Consider the following 24,289-nt stretch of genomic DNA (forward strand, 5'->3'; position numbering starts at 1 on the left):
CTGTGCGAGGGCATGCCCGGCAGGCTAGACTGCCGGGCATGACCCAGGCCACTTCCGATACTCCGCTTACCCTCACCATGGGCGCGCTGCAGCAATGGCATGCAGCGTTGCAGCGTGCACTGGCCAATAGCGAAACCCCCGAAGCGCTGGCGTATGTTGCCGCTGCCATCGGCCAGCTGGTGCAGGTGGAATCGATGATGATCAGCCTGGAGTGCCAGGGGCGGGCGCCGCAGCTGCTATACCAGCAAGGCATTCCCGAACTGCACCGGGCCGCCGTGCTGGAACGCTACTTCAGCGCAGGCTACCTGCTCGACCCGTTCTGCCTGGCTGTGCAAGGCGGCCTGGCCGAGGGCTTTTACCACCTTCAGGAAATCGCCCCCGACAACTTCTTCGACAGTGACTACTACAAGGCTTACTACCTGGCTACCGGTTGCAGCGAAGACAGCTACTACATCGTCGACCTCAGTGCGGGCCGCAAGTTGTCGTTGAGCCTGTTCCAGGGTTGCAGTGGCACTTCGCTGAACGCCGGGCAGGTCGACCTGCTGCGGGCGCTGGAGCCGATGGTGCGTGAACTGCTGGGGCGCTATGCCCGGCACAACCTGGAGCCCGGCACTGCAACGGCCGAGCGCGGCGGCCTGCAAGCGGCGTTCGACAGCTTTGGCTGCCAGGTGCTGACCGACCGTGAGCGCGAGGTGGCACACATGATCCTGCGCGGGCACTCGGTGAAGTCCACTGCGCTGGAGCTGGGTATCTCGCCGGAGACGGTGCGCATGCACCGCAAGAACCTGTACCTGAAGCTGGAGATCAACTCGCAGTCGGAGTTGTTTGCGCGGTTTATCGACTGGTTGCGGGGTGATCAGCTGAAAATCTAGAAGTTATCGCGGTCCCTGTGGGAGCGGGCGTGCCCGCGAACACGGGCGTAGCCCGTGCCATCCATCGCGGTGCCTGTTTCGCGGGCATGCCCGCTCCCACAGGGATCGCGTCAAGTCTGAAATTCCGGGTAGGTCACGAAGCGGCCAGGCGAGCCTCCAGTGCGGCGATGTGCGCCTGCAGCCGCTCGTGTTCCTGGCGCTCGGCACTGATGTCTTCGAACACGCTGATCAGGTGCTCCGGCTCACCATTGTCGTGGCGCTGCAGCGATGTGCGCGCGCGCACCCAGATGTACTGGCCATTCTTGTGGCGCACGCGCTTTTCCACTTCGTAACGTTCGGTTTCGCCGGCCAGCATGCGTTGCAGCAGCTGCATGTTCAACGGCAGGTCGTCGGGGTGGGTGATGTGCTGGAAGGTCGTGGCATAGAGCTCTTCGGCGCAGTAGCCCAGCATGTCGCACAGGCTGCTGTTGACCCGTTGCCAGGTGCCGTTCGGGTCGATGTAGGCGAGGGCGCCCCAGGCCAGCTCGAAAATCGCCCGAAAGCGCTCTTCGCTTTGCCTCAGCGCCTGCTGCGCCACCTGGCGTTCGGTGTTGTCCATGCTGATGCCGACCATTTTCACCGAGCGCCCGGCACTGTCGCGTACCACCGTGGCGCGGGACGAAATCCAGCACAACGTACCGTCAGGGCGGGTGAGGCGAAAATCACATTCGCAACTGGTGCCGCTTTGCACCGTCTCGGCATACATCGCCTGCATGCGCGCCACATCTTCGGCCGGCAGGTGCTTCCAGAAGTCTTCGTTGTGGTGAACCGGCCAGCCGTACACCTGCTCGACGTTGGGCGAATAGGTGACTTCGTCGCTGATCAGGTTCCATTCCCAGGTGACGATGCGTGCGCCTTCCTGGGCCAGCTTCATGCGCGTTTCGCTTTCCATGATCTCGGCGGTCAGGCGCCGGCGCAGGTCGGTCATCGGCAGCTCGACCACCTGCGGTTGCTGGATGTTCTGCAACGCCTCGTCGCCATAGCGCAGCCAGATCCAGTTGACCTTGAGAAAGTCGGCCAGCTTGCGCAGGTTGTCGTAGTCGATCTCGCCGCCACGGGTCCACTTGTGCACGGCGGTGCGCGAAATGCCCAGGGCCGTGCCCACGGCTTGCAGGGTCAGCTTGTGATGCTCGAGCAGTTCCTTGAGGCGGAAGGCAAAGCTGTTTTCCAACATCGGCAGGGTGTCCTGATCTGGGCCAAGAACCTGCCAGTATACGCAACTTGTCAACTTTGGGTTGACGTTAGGGGTGAGGGGCGCAATACCTGTGGGAGCGGGCTTGCCCGCGAAGCAGGCGCCGCGGTGGATGGCACGGGCTTCGCCCGTGTTCGCGGGCACGCCCGCTCCCACAGAAGCCCGTGCACACCTTCAATACTTACAGGTCCAGCACCAGCCGCGCGGTGCGGGCGCGGGAGACGCACAGCATGATGCTCTGTTGCGCCGCCTTTTCTTCATCGCTCAGGTACTGGTCGTAATGCTCGGCTTCGCCCTCAAGAATGGCCGTCTCGCACGTACCGCAAACCCCTTCGCGGCACAGGCACTCGACCTTGGCGGCCTTGGATTTCTCGATGGCCTGCAGGATGGTCATGCCTTCTTCCACCTGCAACTCCACACCTGACTGCGCCAGCACAACGGTAAAGGCACTGCCGGTGACCGGCGTGGCGGCAAACTGTTCCCAATGCACGCGGTGCTCGGCAATGCCGGCCTTGGCGGCGCAGGCGATGACCGCATCGATCAGCGGCTTGGGGCCGCACACGTACAGGTGTGCTTGCTCATCCAGCCCGGCGCACAAGGCGGCGAGGTCTAGCTTGCGGTCGAGGCTGTCGATGTAGAAACGGGTATTGGCGGAATGCGGGCCGTTGGCCAACTGGTCCTGGAACGCGCCGTGCTCCGGTGCGCGGAAGGCATAGTGCAGCTCGTAGTCGGTGCTGCCACCTTCCAGTTCATGTAGTTGCGCCAGGAACGGGGTAATGCCGATACCGCCGGCAATCAGCACATGGCGGCCGGCCGCAGGGTCCAGGGCAAACAGGTTGTTGGGCGAAGAAATGGTCAGGCGCGTGCCCACCTGCACCTGCTGGTGCATGAATGCCGAGCCGCCCTTGGATTGCTCTTCCAGGCGCACGCCAATCTGGTAGCTGCGGGTGTCGCGCGGGTCGCTCATCAGCGAGTAGGCGTTGCTGTACTGGCTGCCGTCGGCGCTTTGCATCTGCACGATGACGTGGCTGCCACCGGTGAAGGCAGGCATCGCCTCACCGTCTTCGCGGGCCAGGGTAAAGCGCTTGATCAGCGGCGTGGCGTGTTCCACGTCGGTTACGCGGACGCTGAACATTTCATAAGTGTTGGCCATGGTTCACCTCGACTGCCTGGGCGCGCGGCAGGCCCTGCCGCGCACCTTTACGTGCACATTAACGTGGAGCGGTTGCCATCAATCGTCGAGGTGGGCCACGGCGATCAGGTTATGGAAGTGGGCAATGCCGTGCTCGCTCATGCCGCTGCGCTCGCGGTCGGCCATGATGCGGCCCTGGCCACGGTAGCCACGGGATTTCAAGCCCTTCTGCACGCTTTCGACCAGGCGCAGGTCTTCTGGGCGGAACACTTCGCGGTACCAGTCGATCAGCTTCTGCTGCTCTTCGGTGATGTCCTTGTTGAGGAAGTAGATGTCGTAGTGCTGCAGGGTGGTTTCGGCATCGACCGGGAACTCGTAGATCACGGTCATGAAGTTGGCCCCTGGCGGCACGTTGAACATGGTGCACGGCCAGGCCCAGAAGCCGGCGAACGACGGGTCTTTCACGCTTTCATCGAACTTGAACGACTGCTCCGATGGCTTGGCCAGGCCGTATTGCAGGGTCCAGTTGCCGTGCATGCTGTGGCTGTACTGGCCAACGTCCACCGAGTCCGAGAAGCCTGGGTGGGCAGGTGCGCAGTGGTAGCACTCCAGGTAGTTGTCGACGATCGACTTCCAGTTGGCCGGGGTGTCGCTGACGAAGCGTGCCGCCAGGTGCAGGTCGTCGATTACCGCGCAGGCTTCACGCATGCGTGCCTGCATGCCAGGCAGCTGGTCTTCGACGGAGCCGGCGTCCATGTCCATGTTGATGAAGATGAAACCGGCGTATTCCTCGACGCGCAGCTGCACCAGGGTGGAGTTTTCCTTGTCGAAGTTGACCACGTTATCGCAGTTGCGGGCGTGGGCCAGCTCGCCGTCGAGCTTGAAGGTCCAGGCGTGGTACGGGCAGGTGATGACGTTCTTGGCCTTGCCGCTGCCGCTAAGCAGCTGGTGGCCACGGTGCGGGCAGACGTTGTAGAAGGCGCGCAGCACGCTGTCACGGCTGCGCACGACGATGATGCTTTCGCCAATCACTTCGCGGGTGATGTAGGCGTTGTTGTCTGCCACTTCGCTGCGGTGGCCCACGCAGATCCAGCTGCGGGCGAAGATGGCTTCTTTCTCATGTTCGAACACCGAGACCTGGGTGTAGAAGTTGGCGGGGATGGTGAAGGCCTCTTCGGCATTCGCGCAGAAATCGGCGGGCAGGCGTTTGAAGTCGTTCATGACAGGTCTCTCACAAGCTCGGTTTATAGTTGTTGGTTAACGCGTATCTACTGGTTAACAGGTCAGGCAAAAAAATTTGCAGCCTTTCAAAGGGGCCGCAGTGCGGCCCGTTTGACTTGATCAATGCACGGCAGCGGCGCTGCGAGGTGCATGCTCGGCGGGTTCTTCGCCGGCCATGCGTGCAGCCTCTTCCTCGATGATGTGGGCCGGTACCTGGCCGTAGTCAGCGATCATCCACTTGATGAAGCCGTAGATCTTCACCAGCAGGATCACCATGAACGGGATCGCGGTCAGCACCACGGCCGTTTTCATGGTCGACAGCGAGGCCTTGGCGAACAGCATGGCCAGCGGCACCAAGGTCAGCACCACGCACCAGAACAGGCGGTGGGTTGGCGTCGGGTCGTCGCCTTCACGCAGGTTGCGGGTGCTGGTGGCCGCCACCGCGTAGGCGGCGGCATCCATGTGCGAAGCGCAGAAGATGGCCATGATGAACAGGTACACACCCAGGAACACCTGGCCCCACGGCAATGCCAGCAGCAGGTGTGTCACGGCCGATTCGCCGCCTTGTTCGGCGAGCATTTTCGGCACATCCACCGCACCGGTGATGAACTGGTGCATGCTGTAGCTTTCCAGCGCACCAAAGAAGAACCAGCAACCGAAACTGCCACCCAGCAGCAGGGCCAGGACCACTTCCTTGATCTGCCGGCCACGTGAAACGCGGGTCACGAACATGGCCACGCCCGGTGCGTACGACACCCACCACAGCCAGTAGAACACCGTCCAGTTGCGGGTAAAGGCACCGTCGCCGGCCGGGTCGGTGAACAGGCTCATGTGCACGTAGTTCTGCATCATCAGGCCAATCGAGTTGGCAGTGTTGTTGATGGTGAACTGGGTAGGGCCGATCAGCAGCACCACGGCGGCAAACACCAGCGCGCCGATGCATACCATCTTGCTCAGGCGCTGCAGGCCGCCATCGATGGTTGTTAACCGTTGATTAACAAATATCTAATGGTTAACAGATTTTGCATACAATCCACGCCGCTCGCAAGAGGCAAGGGGCCGATTGTCAGACAGTTCTGACAATCGGCCCCTGTGCATCAGGCTTCGACCAGCGCAGTGATGGCCTTGCCCACCTGCTGGGTGGACTGCTGCCCGCCCATGTCGCGGGTCACCTCGCCGGCGGCGATGACCTGCTCGATCGCTTTGAGGATGTCGTCATGGGCGGCGCGGTAACGTGGGTCGGCGCCGTCGTTGCCGAGGAAGTCGAGCATCAGTGCACCCGACCAGATCATCGCGATCGGGTTGGCGATGTTCTTGCCGTAGATGTCTGGCGCCGATCCGTGTACGGGTTCGAACAGCGACGGGAACTTGCGCTCGGGGTTGAGGTTGGCCGATGGCGCAATGCCGATGGTGCCGGCGCAGGCCGGGCCGAGGTCGGACAGGATGTCGCCGAACAGGTTCGAGGCCACCACCACGTCGAAGCGGTCTGGCTGCAGCACGAAGCGGGCGCAGAGGATATCAATGTGCTGCTTGTCCCAGTTGATTTCCGGATAATTGGCAGCCATGGCTGCGGTGCGCTCGTCCCAGTACGGCATGCTCACGGCCATGCCGTTGGACTTGGTGGCCGAGGTGACGTGCTTGCGCTTGCGGGTCTGGGCCACTTCGAAGGCGTACTTCAGAATGCGGTCGACGCCACGGCGGGTGAACACCGATTCCTGCAGCACGAACTCGTTCTCCGTGCCTTCGAACATGCGCCCGCCCAGCGACGAGTACTCGCCCTCGGTGTTTTCGCGGATCACCACGAAGTCGATGTCGCCGGGTTCACGGCCGGCCAGCGGGCACGGTACGCCAGGGAACAGGCGCACCGGACGAATGTTCACGTACTGGTCGAAATCGCGGCGGAACTTGAGCAGCGAACCCCACAGCGAGATGTGGTCCGGCACCTTGTCTGGCCAGCCCACGGCACCAAAGTACAGGGCGTCAAAGTCCTTGAGCTGTTCGAACCAGTCGTCCGGCATCATCTTGCCGTGGGCCAGGTAGTAGTCGCAGCTGGCCCACTCGAAGAACTCGAAGCTGATGTCCAGGCCATGCTTGCGCGCAGCGGCCTCGACCACGCGGATGCCTTCTGGCAGCACTTCGTTGCCGATGCCGTCGCCTGGGATTGCCGCGATTCTGAACGTCTTGCTCATGGGGGTGCACTCGTTGTCTAGGGAACAGGTGCTAGCCATGCTATAAGGGCTTGGACTGGAGATAATCTGGCCAATCATGGATTCTTGGAACACGCTACGTGAATAATCTGCCCAGCCTCGACGACCTCAATATCTTCCTGCAAGTGGCCAAGCGCGCCAGCTTCGCGGCCGTGGCCGACGAGTTGGGCATGTCGGCGGCGTACATCAGCAAGCGCATTCGCATGCTTGAGCAAACCCTCGAGGTGCGCCTGCTGCACCGCACCACCCGGCGGGTGACGGTGAGCGAGGAGGGCGAGCGGGTGTATCAGTGGGCCTTGCAGATTTTCGATGCGGTGCAGCGCATGGGCGATGACATCAGCGCCCAGCACCGCGAACCTGCCGGCCAGCTGCGCATCGCCAGCAGCCTGGGCCTGGGCCGGCGCTTCGTGGCGCCGGCGTTGTCCGAGCTGGCCGAGCGCTACCCGCGGCTGGACATTCGCCTGGATGTGCACGACCGCCTGGTGGACCTGATTGCCGAGGGCGTGGACCTGGACATTCGCGTGGGCAACGCCATCGCCCCCAACCTGATCGCCAAGCCGCTGGCGCGCAACCGCCGTGTGTTGTGCGCGGCCCCGGCGTATCTGGCCCGACGCGGCACGCCCAAGGTGCTGGGCGACCTGGCCAGCCATGATTGCCTGGTGATCAAGGAGCGCGACCACCCGTTTGGTGTGTGGCAGTTGATGGGGCCTGACGGTGAAGAGAGCGTGCGCGTGACCGGTGGCCTGTCGACCAACCATGGCGAAGTGGCGCACCAGTGGTGCCTGGACGGGCGCGGGATTTTGTTGCGTTCGTGGTGGGATGTGCACGACAGCCTGCAAGACGGGCGCCTGGTGCAGGTGCTGGAGGCCTATCACCAGCCGGCGGATATCTGGGCGGTGTACACCTCGCCGCTGGCCAGCTCGGCCAAGGTGCGGGTGGCGGTGGACTTTTTCCGGCAGTACTTTGCTGAGCGTTACAGCTTGCCGGGGTAGGTCGGGCCTAAATCATGCGCGGTCTGCTTTTGATTTTGTGTGGGAGCGGCCTTGTGTCGCGAAAGGGCTGCGAAGCAGCCCCAGCAATATCGGCTGCAGGCTGAAATCCTGGGGCCGCTTCGCGACCCTTTCGCGACACAAGGCCGCTCCCACAAAAGTCAAAAGCTGACCGAGTAAAACTTCAGGCCACAGGTATCCGCGACACCGCCTTCACCTCGCGCAACGCCAGGCTCGACTGGATCGAGGCGATCCCGGGCTGCCTGCGCAACACCTCTTCGACAAACCGCCCATAACTCTCCAGGTCAGTCGCCAGCACCGTCAGCACATAGTCAGCCTCACCGGTCACCTTGTGGCAGGACAGCACCTGCGGCAGCTTCAGGATCACCTGCTCGAACTCATCCGGCGCCTCGGCCGAGTGGTTGCCAAAGCGCACCTGGGCAAACGCCATCACGTCGTACCCCAGCTTGCGGCGGTCGAGGTTGGCCTGGTAGTCCTTTATGATGCCCAGCTCTTCCAGCCGTTTACGCCTGCGCCAGCACGGCGTCACGGTCATCGACAGGCGCTCGCCCAGCGCAGCGCTCGACAGGGTGCCGTCCCCCTGCAAAAGGCGCAGCAGTTCGCGGTCGGTGTCGTCCAGTTCTTCGATAGCAAAAGCTTTGCTCATGGCTGGCCAATCCTGTGATTGTTTTGCTCAAGCTTCCGGTTTGACCGAGCATAAAGCAAAGCATTTTCACCGTTCTCTCGCGAAAATTGGTTATCCGGTAACCCCTTGAAAAAGGACATTCGCGTGCTGACAGTCTTTAGCAACAACCACCGCTTGCACCATGGCTCGGAACTCAAGGATGGCGCTATCACGCCATCGTTCGAAAACCCCCGGCGCGCCGACACCGTGCTGGCCCGTGTACGCAGCACCGGCCTGGGCGATGTCATCGCCGAGCAGGCGTTCGACCGCGCCTGCTACGTGGCGGCGCACAGTGAGCGCTACGTCACCTTCCTGGAAAACGCCTGGTCGCAATGGGCCGCCACCGGCAAGACCCACGACGCACTGCCACTGGTGTGGCCAGTGCGCGACCTGGCCATCGACCGGGAACCCGGCTTCATCGACGGCAAGCTGGGGTTCTACGCCATGGACGCCGGCGCGCCGATTACTGCTGGCACCTGGGAAGCCGTGCGCAGCAGCGCCAACGTTGCCCTCACCGGCATGCAGCGCATCATCGACGGTGCCAACAGTGCCTTCGCCCTGTGCCGCCCGCCGGGGCACCATGCCGCCCGCGAATACATGGGCGGCTATTGCTACCTGAACAACGCCGCCATCGCTGCCGAGCGCTGCCTGAGCCAGGGCGCCAGGCGCGTGGCCGTGCTGGATGTGGACTTCCACCACGGCAACGGCACGCAGAACATCTTCTACGACCGGCCCGATGTGTTCTTCGCCTCGCTGCATGGCGACCCTCACGTGTCCTACCCGTACTTTTCCGGCTATGCCCATGAGCAGGGCGCAGGCGCGGGCGAGGGTTTCAACGCCAACTACCCGATGGGCAAGGGCACACGCTGGGCCGAGTACCAGCTGGCCTTGCACGACGCGCTCAAGCGCATCGTCGCGCACAAGCCCGAGTTCCTGGTGGTGTCGCTTGGCGTGGACACCTTCGAAGATGACCCGATCAGCCACTTCAAGCTCACCAGCGAAGACTTCCTGCGCATGGGCGCCGAGATCGCCAGCGCCGGCATCCCCACCCTGTTCGTGATGGAAGGCGGCTACATGGTCGACGAGATCGGTATCAATGCGGTGAACACGCTGCAAGGCTTCGAAAGTGCGCGCTGACCCGCGCAACCCGCAGTGGCGAGGCCTGTAGCAGGCCTTGCCACCGCGCTGCAACACGTGACAGACCAACAATAACAAGAGGTCGCCATGCAAGACACGCCCGCAAGCCTTGAGCAAGGCAAACACGTAACGCCCGCCCGTGACGGGCACCTGCAACGCACGCTGGAAAACCGCCACATCCAGCTGATTTCCATTGGCGGCGCCATCGGCACGGGCCTGTTCATGGGCTCGGGCAAGGTGATTGCGCTGTCCGGCACCTCGATCCTTCTGGTGTACGCCATCCTCGGGTTCTTCGTGTTCGTCGTCATGCGCGCCATGGGCGAGCTGTTGTTGTCAGACCTGCGCTTCAAGTCGTTTGCCGACATCGTCGCCCATTACCTGGGCCCGCGTGCAGGCTTTGTGCTGAGCTGGTCGTACTGGCTGAGCTGGAGCGTGGCGGTGGTCGGCGACGTGGTCGTGGTGGCCGGGTTCTTTCAGTACTGGTACCCGGACACACCAGCCTGGGTGCCGGCGTTCTTCACCCTGTTCGCGCTGTTGGGGCTGAACATGCTGGCGGTGCGGATATTTGGCGAGGTGGAGTTCTGGTTCGGCATCATCAAGATCGTGGCCATCGTGCTGTTGATCATTACGGCGGCGGTGATGATCGCCACGTCCTATACCTCGCCCAATGGCGTGGTCGCCTCGCTGGCCCACGTGGTCGCGCCGGGTGCGGTGCTGCCACATGGCATCAGTGGTTTCTTTGCCGGGTTCCAGATTGCCGTGTTCTCGTTTGCCGGTACCGAGCTGATCGGCACCACCGCAGCGGAAGCGAAAAACCCGCATCGCTCGCTGCCCAAGGCGATCAATACCATCCCGCTGCGCATCCTGCTGTTCTACATCCTGGCGCTGGTGTGCATCATCAGCGTGGTGTCATGGGCCGAGGTGCCGGCCAACCGCAGCCCCTTTGTCGAACTGTTCTTGCTGGCGGGCTTTCCGGCAGCGGCCGGCATGATCAACTTCGTGGTGCTGACGTCGGCTGCGTCTTCTGCCAACAGTGGCGTTTATTCGGGCTGCCGGATGCTGTTCGGCCTGGCTGAGCGGCGCAATGCACCGGCCCTGTTTGCCAGGCTTTCGGCACTCAGCGTGCCGGTGCACAGCCTGCTGTTTTCCGGGGTATGCATGGTGGTCGGGTTGAGCCTGCTGTTCATCATTCCCGAGGTGATGGCGGTATTCACGCTGATCTCGACGGTGTCGGCGATCCTGGTGATCTTTACCTGGTCGATGATTCTTGCTGCGTACCTGGCCTACCGCAAGCGCAACCCGGGTGCTCACCAGGCCTCGCAGTTCAAGTTGCCGGGTGGGGTGGTGATGGCCGTCACAACCCTGGGCTTCCTCGGCTTTGTGCTGGTGCTGCTGGCGCTGCAACCGGATACCCGGCTGGCGCTGTGTGTGATGCCGTTGTGGTTCGTGTTCCTGCTGCTGGCCTACCGCCGGCGCACTAAAGCACACTCCTGAGCCGATCACATACCTTGTGGGAGCGGGCTCGTCGAGGCGTCGAACCGCCGCGAACACCGGCGCAGCCGGTGTCATGTACCGAGTCGCCTGCTTCGCGGGCATGCCCGCTCCCACAGGGGCTGTGTCAGGCTGACAACCTTATATACCTCCCGGTATATGGACAGCCCATCACCTTGCCGCATAGCTTAACCCCTCGACGGGGCGCGCCTTGCATACGCCATAACAACAACGATGCCCCCGTGACCTTTCAGTCCTGCCAACCCCACAACTCTAAAAATGAGGCGGCAAATGGAAAGCATCGGTACCTATGTCATCTACGTCATCATGGTGTGCGCGGTACTGGGTGCCGTGGCATCCATCTACAACCCCGAGGGCGAACTGGGCCAGGAGTTCATCGCCGGCCTGCACAGCATCGGCCCCATCTTCATCCCTGTGGCCGGCATCATGGCGGCAATCCCGTATATCTCTGCGGGCATCAGCCACGTGATTGCCCCGCTGTTCCAGGCCATCGGCGCCGACCCGGGCATCGCCGGCCCCATCTTCATCGCCTCGGACATGGGCGGCTACCAGCTGGCAAAGGCCCTGGCGCAAAGCCCCGAAGGCTGGATCCTCGGCCTGATCACCGGCTTTCAATGCGGCGCCACAATCATCTTTGTCATCCCGGTGGGGCTGGCCATGTTGCGCAAGGTCGACCACAAGTACATGGCCCTGGGGATCATGGCCGGGCTGCTGACCATCCCGGTCAGCATCATGATCATCGCCATGGCCATGCAGGCCCTGGGCCTGAACGTGCGCCCCGACATCGCCACCACCGGCGCGGCAACCCAGGCACTGAACTTCACCTGGGCGATGTTGCTGCGCAACCTGATGCCGCTGATCCTGTTCTGCATCGCCCTGGCGGCGGCATTGCGCTACTTCCCCACGCTGATGGTGTACCTGTTCCTCAAGCTCGGCCAGTTCATGTACATCGCCGTGGTGCTGGTACTGGTGGCGTCGATCGTGCAGTACTTCACCGGCCTGTTCAGCCACTTGTTCGGCAGTTGGGGCTTCGCGCCGATCATTGCCGATGCCGATGACCAGTTCCGCGCCCTGGAAATTGCCGGCTACATCGGCCTGATGCTGTGCGGAGCGTTCCCCATGGTGCACTTGCTCAAGCGCTTCCTGGCGCGGCCCATCGAGCGGGTGGCCTCGCGTTTTGGCATGTCCGGTGTGGGCGCTGCCGGGGTGCTGGCAGCCTCGGCGAACATCCTGGCCATGTTCAGGCTGGTCAGCGAAATGCCGCCCAAGGACAAGGTGCTGGTGATTGCCTTCTCGGTGTGCGCCGCCTTCACCTTTGGCGACCACATGGCTTTCTCGGCCAACTTCCAGCCCTCGCTGATCCTGCCGCTGATGATCGGCAAACTCAGTGGTGGCCTGATCGCCATGCTGCTGGCCAGTTGCCTGGCGGTGCCCAAGGCGCAGGAAATGGGGCGCCAGGATGACGCCGCAGGCGCCTTCAAGGTAGTGCCCGAAGCGTCCTGAGCCAAAAACGCCATGCACATGATCCGGAGCGTCCAGGGCGCCCCGGATTTTGTGTTTTTTGCCAATCAAGCCGGTATGGTCGCACAAGCACTTGCGTGCACGAGAGCGTGGTGAACAATGACAAGAGATGAGGCAAATGGGCTGGCGGCGGTGATCGAGGCGATCGGCAGCGAACAGTTGGGGCCGGCGCTGGATGCGTTGCTGCGCAGCAAGCTGGCGTTCGAGATGAGTTGCGCTTACCTGTTCCGTTTCAACCAGCCGGCATTGCTGGTGCACAACGGCTACAACCATTCGGTAACCCAGCGCACCCTGAATGCCTACGTGCGGGGCGGGTACCTGCTTGACCCTTTTTACGTTGCCTGCGTCAACGAACACCCGGCCGGGCTATGGCGCATGAGCGAACTGGCACCGGACTGCTTCTTCTCTTCAGGCTTTGCCATTTCCAGGGACATCCACCCTTGCGTGTCGTCCGACTATGGCACGGCGGTGGAGGAGGTGGGCTTCATCATCCCCTTGCAGCCGCAGGTGGCGATCGTTTATTCGCTGATGCGTAACCACAGCAGTGGTGATTTTTGTGCTGCGCACATGGACCTGCTGGCGGGCATGGCGCCTTTGCTGGCTTCGGTGTTCGGCCAGCATTGCCGGTTGCGCTATGCCGACTGCCTGCGTGCGGCGCCGGAGGGGGCGGTGTTGGAGGATGCGTTTGTCGAGATCCTGCAAGGGCAGTTGACCGAGACCCAGCGCCTGATCGCCAAGTTGCTGTTGCAGGGGCACAGCAATGCGTCGATTGCGCGGCAGCTGAATATTTCCGATGGGACGGTGAAGGTGCACAAGCACAACATCTACCAGCGCCTGGAAATTTCCACCAACGCCGAGTTGTTTCGGCTGTTTATCGACTACCTGGCCAAGGCCTGATGAAGCAGGGGCCGCTGTGCGGCCCAATCGCCGGCAAGCCAGCTCCCACACCGACCGCGCTGACCTCAAGCCTTGCGCTGTTCCTGTGGGAGCTGGCTTGCCAGCGATTGGGCTGCACAGCAGCCCCAAGGATGTGAGGGCTGCAGGCTATTTGAACAACGGGCTCAGGTGCTCACTGAGGTAGATCCCCTGCGGATCCAGCTGCCGGCGCAGCTTGCGGAAGTCCTCGGCCCGCGGGTAGATGGCACTCACATCCTCCCCGGTCAGGAAGTGCAGCTTGCCCCAGTGCGGCCTGGCGCCATACGAACGCAAAATCTGATCCACCGCCCGCAGGTAGTCCCAGTAATCGGTCCCCGGTTGGCCAGACACCGAAATGGTCACGCTGTCCTGCTCGAAGAACGGGCTCATCCAAGCCCCGTCACCGGCAGTGAAGCGGTATTCGATGGGGTAGATCGCCTCGGGGAAGTCTTCCAGCATCAGCTTGCGTACTGCGCGCAGCGCTTCCTTGCTGTGGCGCACCGGCACTGCGTATTCCAGTTCGTGGAAGTTGGGCAGGTACTCGATCGGGTACACATCCGAGCTGTACGCCACCTTCTCGAATTCGCTTTCCCAGGCCGGGCGGTCGGTGATGTCCATGACCTTTACTTCGCACACGTCGGTGGTGCGCCCGCTGGTGGAGGTGGCGGCGGTATCGGGCAGGCAATAGCAATGCCGGCTCTGCTCGTAGGGGCACCAGAAGAAGCTGAAGTGGCGGTGCTTGCGCGCCAGTTCGTCGTGCTTTTCCATCACGCTTTCGAAGTCTTCCCGCCAGATCCGCTCGTGCAGGTTGAAGCTGTCCGTCACCTGCAAGGTCAGTTCGGAAACGATGCCCAGTACACCCAGCGACACTCGGCTGGCCTGCAACAGGTCGGGGGTGCTTTCGTCCACCACCAGGATTTCGCCATTGGGCTGCACCAGCTTCATGCCCACGATCGACGAAGCCAGGTTGCCCAAGGTCAGGCCGGTGCCGTGGGTTCCGGTGGTCAGGGCACCGGCAATCGACTGGCTGTCGATGTCGCCCTGGTTGACCATCGACAAGCCGGCCGCACGCAAGACCTTGCCGAAGGCGTTGATGGTGGTGCCGGCGGCGGCGGTGACGCGTTTTTTCTCATGGTCGATATGGCGCACGCCACTCATGTTGGCCAGGGTCAGGTGCAGGCCGTTGGTCAGCGCCACCGGGGTAAAGGAATGCCCGGAACCGGCCACGCGCACGTTCATGCCATTGCTGCTGGCCTGGTTTACCATCGAGCACAGTTCGTCTTCGCTGGCCGGTGCCCCGCGAGCTGCACGAATGCAGGACTGGTTGCCGGCCCAGTTGCGCCAGTGCGCGTGTTCCAGGCCGAATTCGTTGATGTGCATGTTGTTGGAAGAGGTGGTCACGTAGATCTCTCCTGCTTGTTGTTCTTTTTGTCAGATGGCCGTGTAGCCGTTGTCGGCAAACAGGTGTGCGCCGTTGACGAAGCTGGCGTCGTCACTGGCCAGGAACAAGGCTACGCTGGCAACTTCCGAGGGCTCGCACAAGCGCCCTTGGGCAGCAGCGATGGCTGCTTCACTCACGTCCACGCCATGCCTGCGCAGCATGTCGATCTCGCGCAGGCCGTGGGCGGTGGCGATAAAACCCGGGCAAATGGCGTTGGCGCGGATGCCCCGGTCGCGAAACTCCACCGCAATGGCCCGGGCGAACATGTGCGTAGCGCCCTTGCTGGTGCAGTACAGCACCTCCATCGGTGTACCCACCACGGCCGAGATGGACGAGGTGCAGACGATGCTGCCGCCACCGGCTGCCAACATGCCGGGCAGTACGGCGCGGGTGACCAGGAACATGCTCTTCACGTTCACCGCCATGACCCGGTCCCACTCTTCTTCGCTGGTGTCCAGGAAGGGCAGGGCTGCCAGGATGCCGGCGTGGTTCATCAGCACGGTAATGTGCCCGAAGGCTTGCTCTACGGCCGCCACCGCGGCCTTTACTTGCTGTGCATCTGACACATCGGCCGCGGCAAAAACAACCTCGTGGCCTTTATCGCGCAGTTCCCGGGCCACCTCGGCACCCTTGCTGCCAGGCAGGTCGACAATGCCGACCCGTGCCCCTTCTGCTGCGAACAGCTGCGACGCGGCCAGCCCGCAGCCACCCGCGCCGCCAGTAATCAGCGCTACCTTGCCGTTGAGACGTCCCGCCATGTTCGACTCCCGATGTCTTTTATTGGATTGTTTGCAGCCCGGGCGTTTCGCGATTCGCGTGGCGGAGCATGAAACAGATCAACGGGAACATCCATATACCGATGGGTATACAGGGCAGGGATAGCTGTGGAGCAGGCGTACTGGGCCCTTGTGGGAGCGGGCACGCCCGCGAAGCAGGCAACTCGGTGGCTGGCACGGGCTTCGCCCGTGTTCGCGGGCCCGCCCGCTCCCACAGGGTGCGTGGCTTACCTACAGTGCCTGCTGTTCGATCAACGTCAGGCAGCGCTGCACGACCGGGCTCATGTCACCCTTGCGGCGGCTGAGGATGATCGGGCTGACCGCGCCGCTATCCAGCAAGCCGACATACTCGATATCAGTACGGTGCTGCTGCTGCACCGACGCCGGTACCAGGGTAACCCCCACGCCAACCGCCACCAGGCCAATGGCCGTCTGCAGCTCGTTGGCCCACTGGCTGACCTGGATGCTCATGCCGTGCTGGGCGAACAACGCCAGCACGTGGTCGGCATAACTGGGCCGGGGGTTGGCCGGGTACAGAATGAATGCCTCGCCTGCCAGCTGGGCAAGGCTGAGCGGGCTGCCCGCCAGCGGGTGGCCCTTGGGCAGCACGGCCACCAGCGGGTCTTCGCGCAGCACCTGCTGGTGAATGGCTGAGTCGTCGATGCGAATGCGCCCGAAAGCGATGTCAATGCGCCCGCTCTTCAACGCTTCCACCTGTTGCAGCGTGGTCATCTCGCTCAAGCCAAGCTCCAGTTCGCTGTCCTGGCGCAGTTCGCGGATCAGCTCTGGCAGCACGTTGTACAAGGTCGAGGGGGCAAAGCCGATGCCCAGCCACTGGCGCTGGCCCTGGCCGATGCGGCGGGTATTGTCGCTGATGTTTTGCAGCTGCTGCAGCACGGTGCAGGTCTGCTCGTAAAAGAACCGCCCGGCCTCGGTCAGCCGCAGCGGGCGTTCGCGCAGCACCAGCAGGGTGCCGAGCTGGTCCTCCAGCTGGCTGATCTGCCGGCTCAGCGGTGGCTGGGCAATGTGCAGCAGTTCGGCGGCGCGGGTGAAATTCAGGGTTTCGGCCAGGACCTTGAAGTAACGCAGGTGGCGCAGCTCCACAAGACCTCCAGGGTATGGTGGGAGATTCATTTGATATTGGACGCTTATCAGAGTCTCGCGCAATCTTCGAACAATCAAGTAAATGCACCATTTGGGCCTGCAACTGGCAGCCCGACCTGACGGGACCTGGCAACAATGACAAGCGCGCTGATTGAACGCATAGAAGCAATTATCGTCGACCTGCCGACCATCCGCCCGCACAAGCTGGCGATGCACACCATGCAGCAGCAGACCCTGGTGGTATTGCGCGTGCGCTGCAGCGATGGTGTGGAAGGCATCGGCGAGGCCACCACCATCGGTGGCCTGGCCTATGGCTATGAAAGCCCCGAGGGCATCAAGGCCAATATCGACGCGCACCTGGCGCCTGCGCTGATCGGCCTGGCGGCGGACAACATCAACGCTGCCATGCTCAAGCTGGACAAGCTGGCCAAGGGCAACACCTTTGCCAAGTCAGGTATCGAAAGCGCCTTGCTCGACGCCCAGGGCAAGCGCCTGGGCCTGCCGGTCAGCGAACTGCTGGGCGGCCGTGTGCGCGACAGCCTGGAAGTGGCCTGGACCCTGGCCAGTGGCGACACTGCCCGTGACATCGCCGAAGCCCAACACATGCTGGAGATTCGTCGTCACCGGGTGTTCAAGCTGAAGATCGGCGCCAACCCAGTGGAGCAGGACCTCAAGCACGTGGTGGCAATCAAGCGCGAGCTGGGCGACAGCGCCAGCGTGCGCGTCGACGTCAACCAGTACTGGGACGAATCCCAGGCCATTCGCGCCTGCCAGGTACTGGGCGACAACGGCATCGACCTGATCGAACAACCGATTTCGCGCATCAACCGGGGTGGCCAGGTGCGCCTGAACCAGCGCAGCCCGGCACCGATCATGGCCGACGAGTCGATCGAAAGCGTCGAGGACGCCTTCAGCCTGGCCGCCGACGGTGCGGCCAGCATCTTTGCCCTTAAAATTGCCAAGAACGGCGGCCCGCGCGCCGTGCTGCGCACCGCACAAATCGCCGAAGCCGCCGGCATCGCCCTGTACGGTGGCACCATGCTTGAAGGCTCGATTGGCACGCTGGCCTCGGCCCATGCCTTCCTTACCCTGCGCCAACTCACCTGGGGCACCGAGCTGTTCGGCCCGCTGCTGTTGACCGAAGAAATCGTCAACGAGCCGCCGCAGTACCACGACTTCCAGTTGCACATTCCCCGTACCCCAGGCCTGGGCCTGACCCTGGACGAACAGCGCCTGGCGCGCTTCGCCCGTCGCTGATCCGCAAGCAAGGAGATAATCATGCTGTTCCACGTGAAGATGACCGTGAAACTGCCGGTCGACATGGACCCGACCAAGGCTGCCAGGCTCAAGGCCGATGAAAAGGAACTGGCTCAGCGCCTGCAGCGCGAGGGCACCTGGCGCCACCTGTGGCGCATCGCCGGCCACTACGCCAACTACAGCGTGTTCGATGTGCCCAGCGTCGAGGCCTTGCACGATACCCTGATGCAGCTGCCGCTGTTCCCGTACATGGATATCGAGGTGAACGGCCTGTGCCGGCACCCTTCGTCGATCCACAGCGACGACCGCTGATTCGCACGTGACTACCCGACAAGAACAATACGAGGTAAGCAAGATGACCGTGAAAATTTCCCACACTGCCGATGTTCAAGCGTTCTTCAAGAAGGTGGCTGGCCTGGACCATGCCGAAGGCAACCCGCGCTTCAAGCAGATCATCCTGCGGGTACTGCAGGACACTGCGCGCCTGGTAGAAGACCTGGAAATCAGCGAAGACGAATTCTGGCACGCCATTGATTACCTCAACCGCCTGGGCGGCCGTAACGAGGCTGGCCTGTTGGCCGCAGGCCTGGGTATCGAGCACTTCCTCGACCTGCTGCAAGACGCCAAGGACGCCGAAGCCGGCCTGGCTGGCGGTACCCCGCGTACTATCGAAGGTCCGCTGTACGTTGCCGGAGCTCCGTTGGCGCAAGGTGAAGCGCGCATGGACGACGGCACCGACCCAGGCGTGGTGATGTTCCTCCAGGGCCAGGTATTCGATGGCGAAGGCAAGCCGCTGGCCGGTGCCACCGTTGACCTCTGGCACGCCAACACCCAGGGTACTTACTCGTACTTCGACTCGACCCAGTCGGAATACAACTTGCGCCGCCGCATCATCACCGATGCCGAGGGCCGCTACCGTGCGCGCTCCATCGTGCCATCGGGGTATGGCTGCGACCCACAGGGCCCCACCCAGGAGTGCCTGGACCTGCTCGGCCGCCATGGCCAGCGCCCGGCGCACGTGCACTTCTTCATCTCGGCACCCGGGCACCGCCACCTGACCACGCAGATCAACTTCGAGGGTGACAAATACCTGTGGGACGATTTTGCCTATGCCACCCGTGACGGGCTGATTGGCGAGTTGCGCTTTGTCGAGGATGCTGCTGCGGCGCGTGACCGTGGCGTACAAGGCGAGCGTTTTGCCGAGTTGGCGTTCGACTTCCACCTGCAGGCGGCTGCAGCGCCGCAAGCCGAAGCGCGTAGCCATCGGCCGCGGGCGTTGCAGGCAGGCTGAGTTCGCGCCGGAATTCACCGTGTTTTGGCCTGGGCCTTTCCGTGCGGGGAGGGCCTGGGCTTTTTGCTGTCAGCCGCTTGTCATCTAGAATCGGCCTTTTCCCCGAGCCCGCACCATGCTCCCGATCGCACTGTTACCGACTACCGCCGACCAAGCCCCGCTGATTCGCAACCTTTACCAGTTCTATTCCTATGAATCCTCCGACTGGGAGCAGGAAGACGTCGAAGTGGACGGCCGCTTCTATGTCCACGACGAGCACCTGCAACGTTACTGGCAGGATGACGGCTGGGGCGCCTACCTGGTGCTGGCGGATGGCTTCATCGCTGGTTTTGTGCTGGTCGAGCGCAGTGAGCTGCCGGGCATCGACGCGCTGGAACTGGCCGACCTGTTCATTCTTAAAAAGTATCGCCGCCAGGGTATTGGCCAGGCGGTAGCGTTGCAGTTGCTGGGCGGCGAGGGCGACTGGCTGCTGCGTTGCTATTCACAAGACCCGCCCGCTGTGGCGTTCTGCAGCGCCGTGCTGGCGAACCTGCCGCGCCCGGCGCAGGCCATTGCCCTGCCTGATGAGCCCGATTTGCTCAACTTCCTGGTGACAGGTGCTCGTCATTGAGGGCAGGCCGGCTTGGGCTCGTTCCTTGAGGGCATGACGGCATTTTTGTGAAGCACTTCACAAAAAATTCATCGAAGGCATAATGCCACTAATCCAGTTCATTACCCGGCCCCGTCATGCCGGAGCCCTTTTCACGCCCTTCGAAGGTTCAGGTAAAGTTCATGTCGCTAGTCGCAAGCCCCGACATCATGTACCGGCTGTTGATTCAGAGTGTGGTGGACTATGCCATTTACATGCTCACTCCCGAAGGTATCGTCGCCAACTGGAACCCTGGCGCCCAGCGTGCCAAGGGCTATCATGCCGAGGAAATCGTCGGCCAGCATTACTCGTTGTTCTATTCCGAGGCCGAGCGTGCTGCTGGCCTGCCCACATTCAACCTGGAGCAGGCGCGCAGCACCGGGCGCTTCGAAGAGGTCGGCTCACGCTTGCGCAAGGATGGCTCGGCCTTCCACGCCCATGTGGTGATCGATGCGGTGTACGACGATGCTGGCCAGCTGGTGGGGTTCGCCAAGGTCACCCGCGACATTTCCGAGCGCCATCGGCAGGAGGAGGAACTGCTGCAGGCCAAGGAGCTGGCCGAGCAGTACAGCCAGGAAATGGCCAACCTGTCGCAGTTCCTTGATTCGGTCATTGCCAACATCCCCGCCAGCGTCATCGTCCAGGACCTGGAAAGCCAGCGCATCCTGTTGGCCAACCAGCAGGCCGAGCGCCTGTTCGGCGGGCCGGGGCGCAGCATGATCGGTCAGTTGCCGGGCGATTGCCTAAGCCCGGCGGCGGCAGACTACCTGGAGCAGCAATTGGCGCGTGGTGCCCGCAGCAGCAAGGGCCATGCCGCGGAAACCTGCGTTGACACCGCCCGCGGTCCGCGCACCCTGCGCAGCCGTACCCTGCTTAGCCAGAACCGTGAGGGCCAGGCCGACTATGTGCTGTTCGTGGCTGAAGATGCCACCGAAGAGCTGGCCGCCCATGCGCAGATCCACCACATGGCTCACCATGACGCGCTCACCGGGCTGCCCAACCGAACGCTGTTCAACGAACGGCTGCGTCAGGCGCTTGTGCGTGGCGACGAAAACGCCAAGTTGACCGCCGCCCTTTGCCTGGACCTGGACAACTTCAAGAACATCAACGACTCACTGGGCCATGCCTTTGGCGACAAGCTGCTGCGCGAGTTGGGCAAACGCCTGCGTCGCGAGCTGCGTGAGCACGACACCCTGGCCCGCCTGGGCGGTGACGAGTTTGCCGTGGTGCTGACGGGGCTGGATGGGCGGGATGCGGCGTGCAACACCGCACAGCGGCTGATCAATGCCATTTGCCCGCCATTCCAGATCGAAGGCCATCAGTTCACGGTAGGGGTGAGCATCGGCATTGCCATCGCCCCGGATGACAACGACCAGGCCGAGCAGTTGCTCGGTTATGCCGACATGGCGCTGTACGAGGCCAAGCGTAATGGCCGCAACCGCTTCGAGTGCTTCGACGTCGAGCTGGATGTCGCCGCCCGCCAGCGCCGCCTGGTGGAGACCGACTTGCGTACCGCGCTGCACCTGGGCCAGCTGCAGTTGCATTACCAGCCAGTGGTCGACCAGCAAACCAGCAGCGTGACCGGTTACGAAGCGCTGCTGCGCTGGGAGCACCCGACCCGTGGCATGGTCATGCCCATGGACTTCATCCCCATTGCCGAAGAAACCGGGCTTATCCACGAACTGGGTATCCGGGCGCTGAACCTGGCCTGCCAGGAGGCAGCCAGCTGGGGCAGCGACCAGACGGTATCGGTCAACCTGTCGGCGGTGCAGTTCAAGAATGCCAACCTGGTGCATACCGTGGCCCTGGCGCTAGCCGACTCGGGCCTGCCGGCGCAGCGGCTGGAGCTGGAAATCACCGAATCGGTGCTGCTGGGCAACAGCGAAGAAAACGTGCGCACCTTGCGTGCGCTGAAGGACCTGGGTGTGTCCATCTCGCTGGACGATTTCGGCACGGGGTATTCATCGCTGGGTTACCTGCGCTCGTTCCCGTTCGACCGGATCAAGATCGACAAGTCGTTTGTGCATGACATGTGCGACAGCCGCGAGGCAATGTCGATCATCCGCGCCATTACCGACCTGTCCAACAGCCTGATGATCAAGACCACGGCCGAAGGGGTGGAATCGGAAGAGCAGATGCGCCGGTTGGCGGCGGAGGGGTGTTCGCACTTCCAGGGTTACCTGTATGGGCGGCCGGCGCCGGCGAGCGAGCGCTTGAAGCAGGTGATTACGCTACGCTAGAGCCCCTTGGTGGGCGCAACTGTCTTGTGCAAGATCTAGAAGCCTGCGCCATCTCTGTGGGAGCGGGCATGCCCGCGAACACCGGCGCAGCCGGTGCCAGTCACCGAGTTGGCTTCTTCGCGGGCACGCCCGCTCCCACAAGGTCCGTGTCGCGCTTACGAATCAGCTATTCCAGTCCGGCGCAAACGCCGGGCTCACCACCCGCTGGTCCTTTGGCAAGCCGGCAATTGCCGCGCGGTCTTCATCATCCAGCTGCACTTGCAGCGCGGCCAGGTTGGCCAGCTGGTTCTCGCGGCTGCTGGCCTTGGGAATGGCTGCTACACCGTCCTGTTCCAGCAACCACTTCAATGCCACCTGGCTCGGCAGCACAGCATGTTTGCGGGCAATCGCCTGGATCACCGGCTGCGCGGCCGCCTGTCCACGGGCCAGCGGGGTGTAGGCTGTGAGCAACAGGTCACGCTGACGGGCGTAGTCCAGCAGCGGCTGCTGGCCGAGCAGCACGTGGTACTCCACCTGAATGGCTGACAATGGCGCGCCCAGGGTTTCCACCACCTGGCGCAGCAACCCCAGCGGGAAGTTGGCCACGCCGATGTGGCGCGTCTTGCCTTCGTCACGCAGCGCTACCAGGGTTTCGATGCTGCGGGCCAGGTCCCAGTCCTGGCCAGGCCAGTGGATGTGAAACAGGTCGACCTGTTCGGTGCCCAGGGCGCGCAGGCTGTCTTCCAGCGACTGGCGCATGGCTTTGGGCTCCAGGCGGTCCCACCACACTTTAGTGGTCAGGTGAATCTGTTCGCGCGGCACGTCGCTGTCGCGCAGGGCCTGGCCGACGGCTGCTTCATTGTCGTAGGCAGTAGCGGTGTCGATGTGCCGGTAACCCACGTCCAGCGCCTGGCGCACGGCCTGGGTGCATTCGTTGCCAGTCATCGGCCAGGTGCCCAGGCCGATTGCGGGCAGGGCCAGGCCGTTACGGGTGGTGAGCCTTTGCATGTAAATTCCTTGTAGGTTTTGCAGGGTTCACCTCGATGGTCGACGATCAGCACGGCACGGGCCATGCGTGCAAGGCACAAAGTGGTCGATCAGCGAACGGAAATTGCACTCATCCTGCACAAGCGGCAATTGAACTTCCTTATGCTGCGCCATCTCTTCTAGAATCCGAACTGTTGCACCCGCCGGGCCATGCCTGTGCGGCCTTCCCTGGGCGCTGGCTGCAGCCGCGCCGTCATCGAGAGAGCCATGAGTTCCAGCACACCGCTGTCCGGCGTCAACCAACCCTTGCGCGGCATTGCGCTGGTCGTGGTGGCAACGTTCCTGTTTGCCAGCCACGATGCCCTGTCCAAATTCCTTGGCGGCCTGTACCCGATCATCATGGTGGTGTGGGCGCGTTACGTGGTGCATACGCTGTTGATGGCCGGCATCTTCCTGCCCAAGTCCGGCTTGAACGTGCTGCGTACCCGTCGGCCGTTGCTGCAGACATTACGTGCCCTGAGCCTGCTCAGTACCAGCCTGCTGTTTACCACCGGCCTGCAATACCTGCCGCTGGCCGAGGCCACGGCGGTCAACTTCCTGGCCCCGGTGCTGGTCACCGCGCTGTCGGCGCCATTGCTCAAGGAGCGGGTGACGGTAGGGCAGTGGGTGGCGGTGGTGCTGGGCTTTATCGGTGTGCTGGTGGTGGTGCACCCGGGCGGGGCGATGTTCACCCCGGCCATTCTGTACCCGTTCGGTTCGGCACTGGGCTTCTGCTTCTATCAACTGCTCACGCGCATTCTGGCGGCCCATGACAGCCCGACCACCAGCAACTTCTATGCGGGGTTGTGCAACACGCTGGCGATGAGTGCGCTGGTGCCGTTCTTCTGGGAGGTGCCGCGCTGGGACCATGCGCTGTTGATGCTGGCGCTGGGGGGCTTTGGCATGACGGCGCACCTGCTGCTGACCCAGGCCTTCCGCCATGCAGCACCGGCGCTACTGGCACCCTTCAGCTATTGCCAGATCGTGTTTGCCGGGTTGCTCGGGTTGGTGATCTACAGCCAGGTGCCGGATACCCTGAGCCTGGTGGGTATTTCGGTGATCTGCCTCAGTGGGCTGGGGGCGGCGTGGATGCAGCGGCGCAAGTGAGGATTTTTTGCAGTGGCG

The 24,289-nt window shown here is 62.8% G+C and carries 22 protein-coding genes; 12 read left to right on the forward strand and 10 right to left on the reverse strand.

What is annotated here, in order from left to right; all coding sequences use genetic code 11:
- The first annotated feature begins 38 nt into the window (after positions 1-38).
- Positions 39-872, forward strand: coding sequence for a helix-turn-helix transcriptional regulator (locus ACIQUI_RS07730; protein WP_403196724.1), 834 nt, complete (start codon positions 39-41; stop codon positions 870-872).
- Positions 873-1,005: 133 nt separating this feature from the next.
- Here the strand turns inward: ACIQUI_RS07730 and ACIQUI_RS07735 are convergent, their stop codons facing one another.
- From ACIQUI_RS07735 to ACIQUI_RS07755, 5 genes are all read right to left on the reverse strand, one after another.
- The gene (locus ACIQUI_RS07735; protein WP_403196726.1) at positions 1,006-2,085 is read right to left on the reverse strand and encodes a PAS domain-containing protein; all 1,080 of its coding nucleotides are present in this window, start codon (positions 2,083-2,085) and stop codon (positions 1,006-1,008) included.
- A gap of 199 nt (positions 2,086-2,284) precedes the next feature.
- Positions 2,285-3,256: a PDR/VanB family oxidoreductase gene (locus ACIQUI_RS07740; RefSeq protein WP_403196728.1), complete on the reverse strand. Its 972-nt coding sequence runs from the start codon at positions 3,254-3,256 to the stop codon at positions 2,285-2,287.
- A gap of 78 nt (positions 3,257-3,334) precedes the next feature.
- Positions 3,335-4,456 (reverse strand): aromatic ring-hydroxylating dioxygenase subunit alpha, encoded by a 1,122-nt coding sequence (locus ACIQUI_RS07745; RefSeq protein WP_403196731.1) that lies wholly within the window; start codon positions 4,454-4,456, stop codon positions 3,335-3,337.
- A 120-nt stretch (positions 4,457-4,576) separates the two neighbouring features.
- On the reverse strand, positions 4,577-5,461 hold the full coding sequence (locus ACIQUI_RS07750; protein WP_403197134.1) for a BCCT family transporter: 885 nt from the start codon (positions 5,459-5,461) through the stop codon (positions 4,577-4,579).
- A gap of 92 nt (positions 5,462-5,553) precedes the next feature.
- Entirely contained in the window at positions 5,554-6,645 is a 1,092-nt protein-coding gene (locus ACIQUI_RS07755; RefSeq protein WP_403196733.1) for a tartrate dehydrogenase, read from the reverse strand.
- A 98-nt stretch (positions 6,646-6,743) separates the two neighbouring features.
- On the opposite strand from ACIQUI_RS07755, the gene ACIQUI_RS07760 reads away from it, so the two are divergent.
- Entirely contained in the window at positions 6,744-7,655 is a 912-nt protein-coding gene (locus tag ACIQUI_RS07760; RefSeq protein ID WP_403196736.1) for a LysR substrate-binding domain-containing protein, read from the forward strand.
- 181 nt (positions 7,656-7,836) lie between these two features.
- Here ACIQUI_RS07760 and ACIQUI_RS07765 read toward each other — a convergent pair whose 3' ends face one another.
- Entirely contained in the window at positions 7,837-8,319 is a 483-nt protein-coding gene (locus ACIQUI_RS07765) for an Lrp/AsnC family transcriptional regulator (protein WP_403196739.1), read from the reverse strand.
- Between the two features lie 123 nt (positions 8,320-8,442).
- Here ACIQUI_RS07765 and ACIQUI_RS07770 point away from each other — a divergent pair, with 123 nt between their 5' ends.
- The 4 genes from ACIQUI_RS07770 to ACIQUI_RS07785 all read left to right on the forward strand — a co-directional run bounded on the left by ACIQUI_RS07770 (position 8,443) and on the right by ACIQUI_RS07785 (position 13,404).
- Positions 8,443-9,474 carry a histone deacetylase family protein gene (locus tag ACIQUI_RS07770; protein ID WP_403196742.1) on the forward strand — a complete coding sequence of 344 codons (1,032 nt, stop codon included), beginning with the start codon at positions 8,443-8,445 and terminating at the stop codon, positions 9,472-9,474.
- Between the two features lie 87 nt (positions 9,475-9,561).
- On the forward strand, positions 9,562-10,968 hold the full coding sequence (locus tag ACIQUI_RS07775) for an amino acid permease (protein WP_403196745.1): 1,407 nt from the start codon (positions 9,562-9,564) through the stop codon (positions 10,966-10,968).
- 288 nt (positions 10,969-11,256) lie between these two features.
- On the forward strand, positions 11,257-12,489 hold the full coding sequence (eutH, locus tag ACIQUI_RS07780; protein WP_403196748.1) for an ethanolamine utilization protein EutH: 1,233 nt from the start codon (positions 11,257-11,259) through the stop codon (positions 12,487-12,489).
- Positions 12,490-12,606: 117 nt separating this feature from the next.
- Positions 12,607-13,404, forward strand: a complete 798-nt coding sequence (locus ACIQUI_RS07785; protein WP_403196750.1) for a helix-turn-helix transcriptional regulator — start codon at positions 12,607-12,609, stop codon at positions 13,402-13,404.
- A gap of 147 nt (positions 13,405-13,551) precedes the next feature.
- Here the strand turns inward: ACIQUI_RS07785 and ACIQUI_RS07790 are convergent, their stop codons facing one another.
- The 3 genes from ACIQUI_RS07790 to catR form a co-directional block, all read right to left on the reverse strand.
- The gene (locus ACIQUI_RS07790) at positions 13,552-14,823 is read right to left on the reverse strand and encodes a D-arabinono-1,4-lactone oxidase (RefSeq protein WP_403196753.1); all 1,272 of its coding nucleotides are present in this window, start codon (positions 14,821-14,823) and stop codon (positions 13,552-13,554) included.
- Positions 14,824-14,853: 30 nt separating this feature from the next.
- Entirely contained in the window at positions 14,854-15,621 is a 768-nt protein-coding gene (locus ACIQUI_RS07795) for an SDR family NAD(P)-dependent oxidoreductase (RefSeq protein WP_403196756.1), read from the reverse strand.
- Between the two features lie 249 nt (positions 15,622-15,870).
- Positions 15,871-16,743 (reverse strand): HTH-type transcriptional regulator CatR, encoded by an 873-nt coding sequence (gene catR, locus ACIQUI_RS07800; RefSeq protein ID WP_403196759.1) that lies wholly within the window; start codon positions 16,741-16,743, stop codon positions 15,871-15,873.
- 135 nt (positions 16,744-16,878) lie between these two features.
- Between catR and ACIQUI_RS07805 the strand changes: the two genes are divergently transcribed.
- The 5 genes from ACIQUI_RS07805 to ACIQUI_RS07825 all read left to right on the forward strand — a co-directional run bounded on the left by ACIQUI_RS07805 (position 16,879) and on the right by ACIQUI_RS07825 (position 22,159).
- On the forward strand, positions 16,879-18,000 hold the full coding sequence (locus ACIQUI_RS07805; protein WP_391129712.1) for a muconate/chloromuconate family cycloisomerase: 1,122 nt from the start codon (positions 16,879-16,881) through the stop codon (positions 17,998-18,000).
- 21 nt (positions 18,001-18,021) lie between these two features.
- Positions 18,022-18,312 (forward strand): muconolactone Delta-isomerase, encoded by a 291-nt coding sequence (catC, locus tag ACIQUI_RS07810; protein ID WP_403196763.1) that lies wholly within the window; start codon positions 18,022-18,024, stop codon positions 18,310-18,312.
- Positions 18,313-18,355: 43 nt separating this feature from the next.
- Entirely contained in the window at positions 18,356-19,291 is a 936-nt protein-coding gene (gene catA / locus ACIQUI_RS07815) for a catechol 1,2-dioxygenase (RefSeq protein WP_403196766.1), read from the forward strand.
- Positions 19,292-19,406: 115 nt separating this feature from the next.
- On the forward strand, positions 19,407-19,901 hold the full coding sequence (locus ACIQUI_RS07820; RefSeq protein WP_403196769.1) for a GNAT family N-acetyltransferase: 495 nt from the start codon (positions 19,407-19,409) through the stop codon (positions 19,899-19,901).
- A 161-nt stretch (positions 19,902-20,062) separates the two neighbouring features.
- On the forward strand, positions 20,063-22,159 hold the full coding sequence (locus tag ACIQUI_RS07825; RefSeq protein WP_403196771.1) for a putative bifunctional diguanylate cyclase/phosphodiesterase: 2,097 nt from the start codon (positions 20,063-20,065) through the stop codon (positions 22,157-22,159).
- Positions 22,160-22,321: 162 nt separating this feature from the next.
- Here the strand turns inward: ACIQUI_RS07825 and ACIQUI_RS07830 are convergent, their stop codons facing one another.
- Positions 22,322-23,146 (reverse strand): aldo/keto reductase, encoded by an 825-nt coding sequence (locus ACIQUI_RS07830; RefSeq protein WP_403196774.1) that lies wholly within the window; start codon positions 23,144-23,146, stop codon positions 22,322-22,324.
- Positions 23,147-23,392: 246 nt separating this feature from the next.
- Between ACIQUI_RS07830 and ACIQUI_RS07835 the strand changes: the two genes are divergently transcribed.
- Entirely contained in the window at positions 23,393-24,271 is an 879-nt protein-coding gene (locus ACIQUI_RS07835; RefSeq protein ID WP_403196777.1) for a DMT family transporter, read from the forward strand.
- Positions 24,272-24,289 lie beyond the last annotated feature (18 nt).

This window comes from Pseudomonas sp. NPDC090592, from assembly GCF_044769185.1.
Lineage (GTDB): Bacteria > Pseudomonadota > Gammaproteobacteria > Pseudomonadales > Pseudomonadaceae > Aquipseudomonas.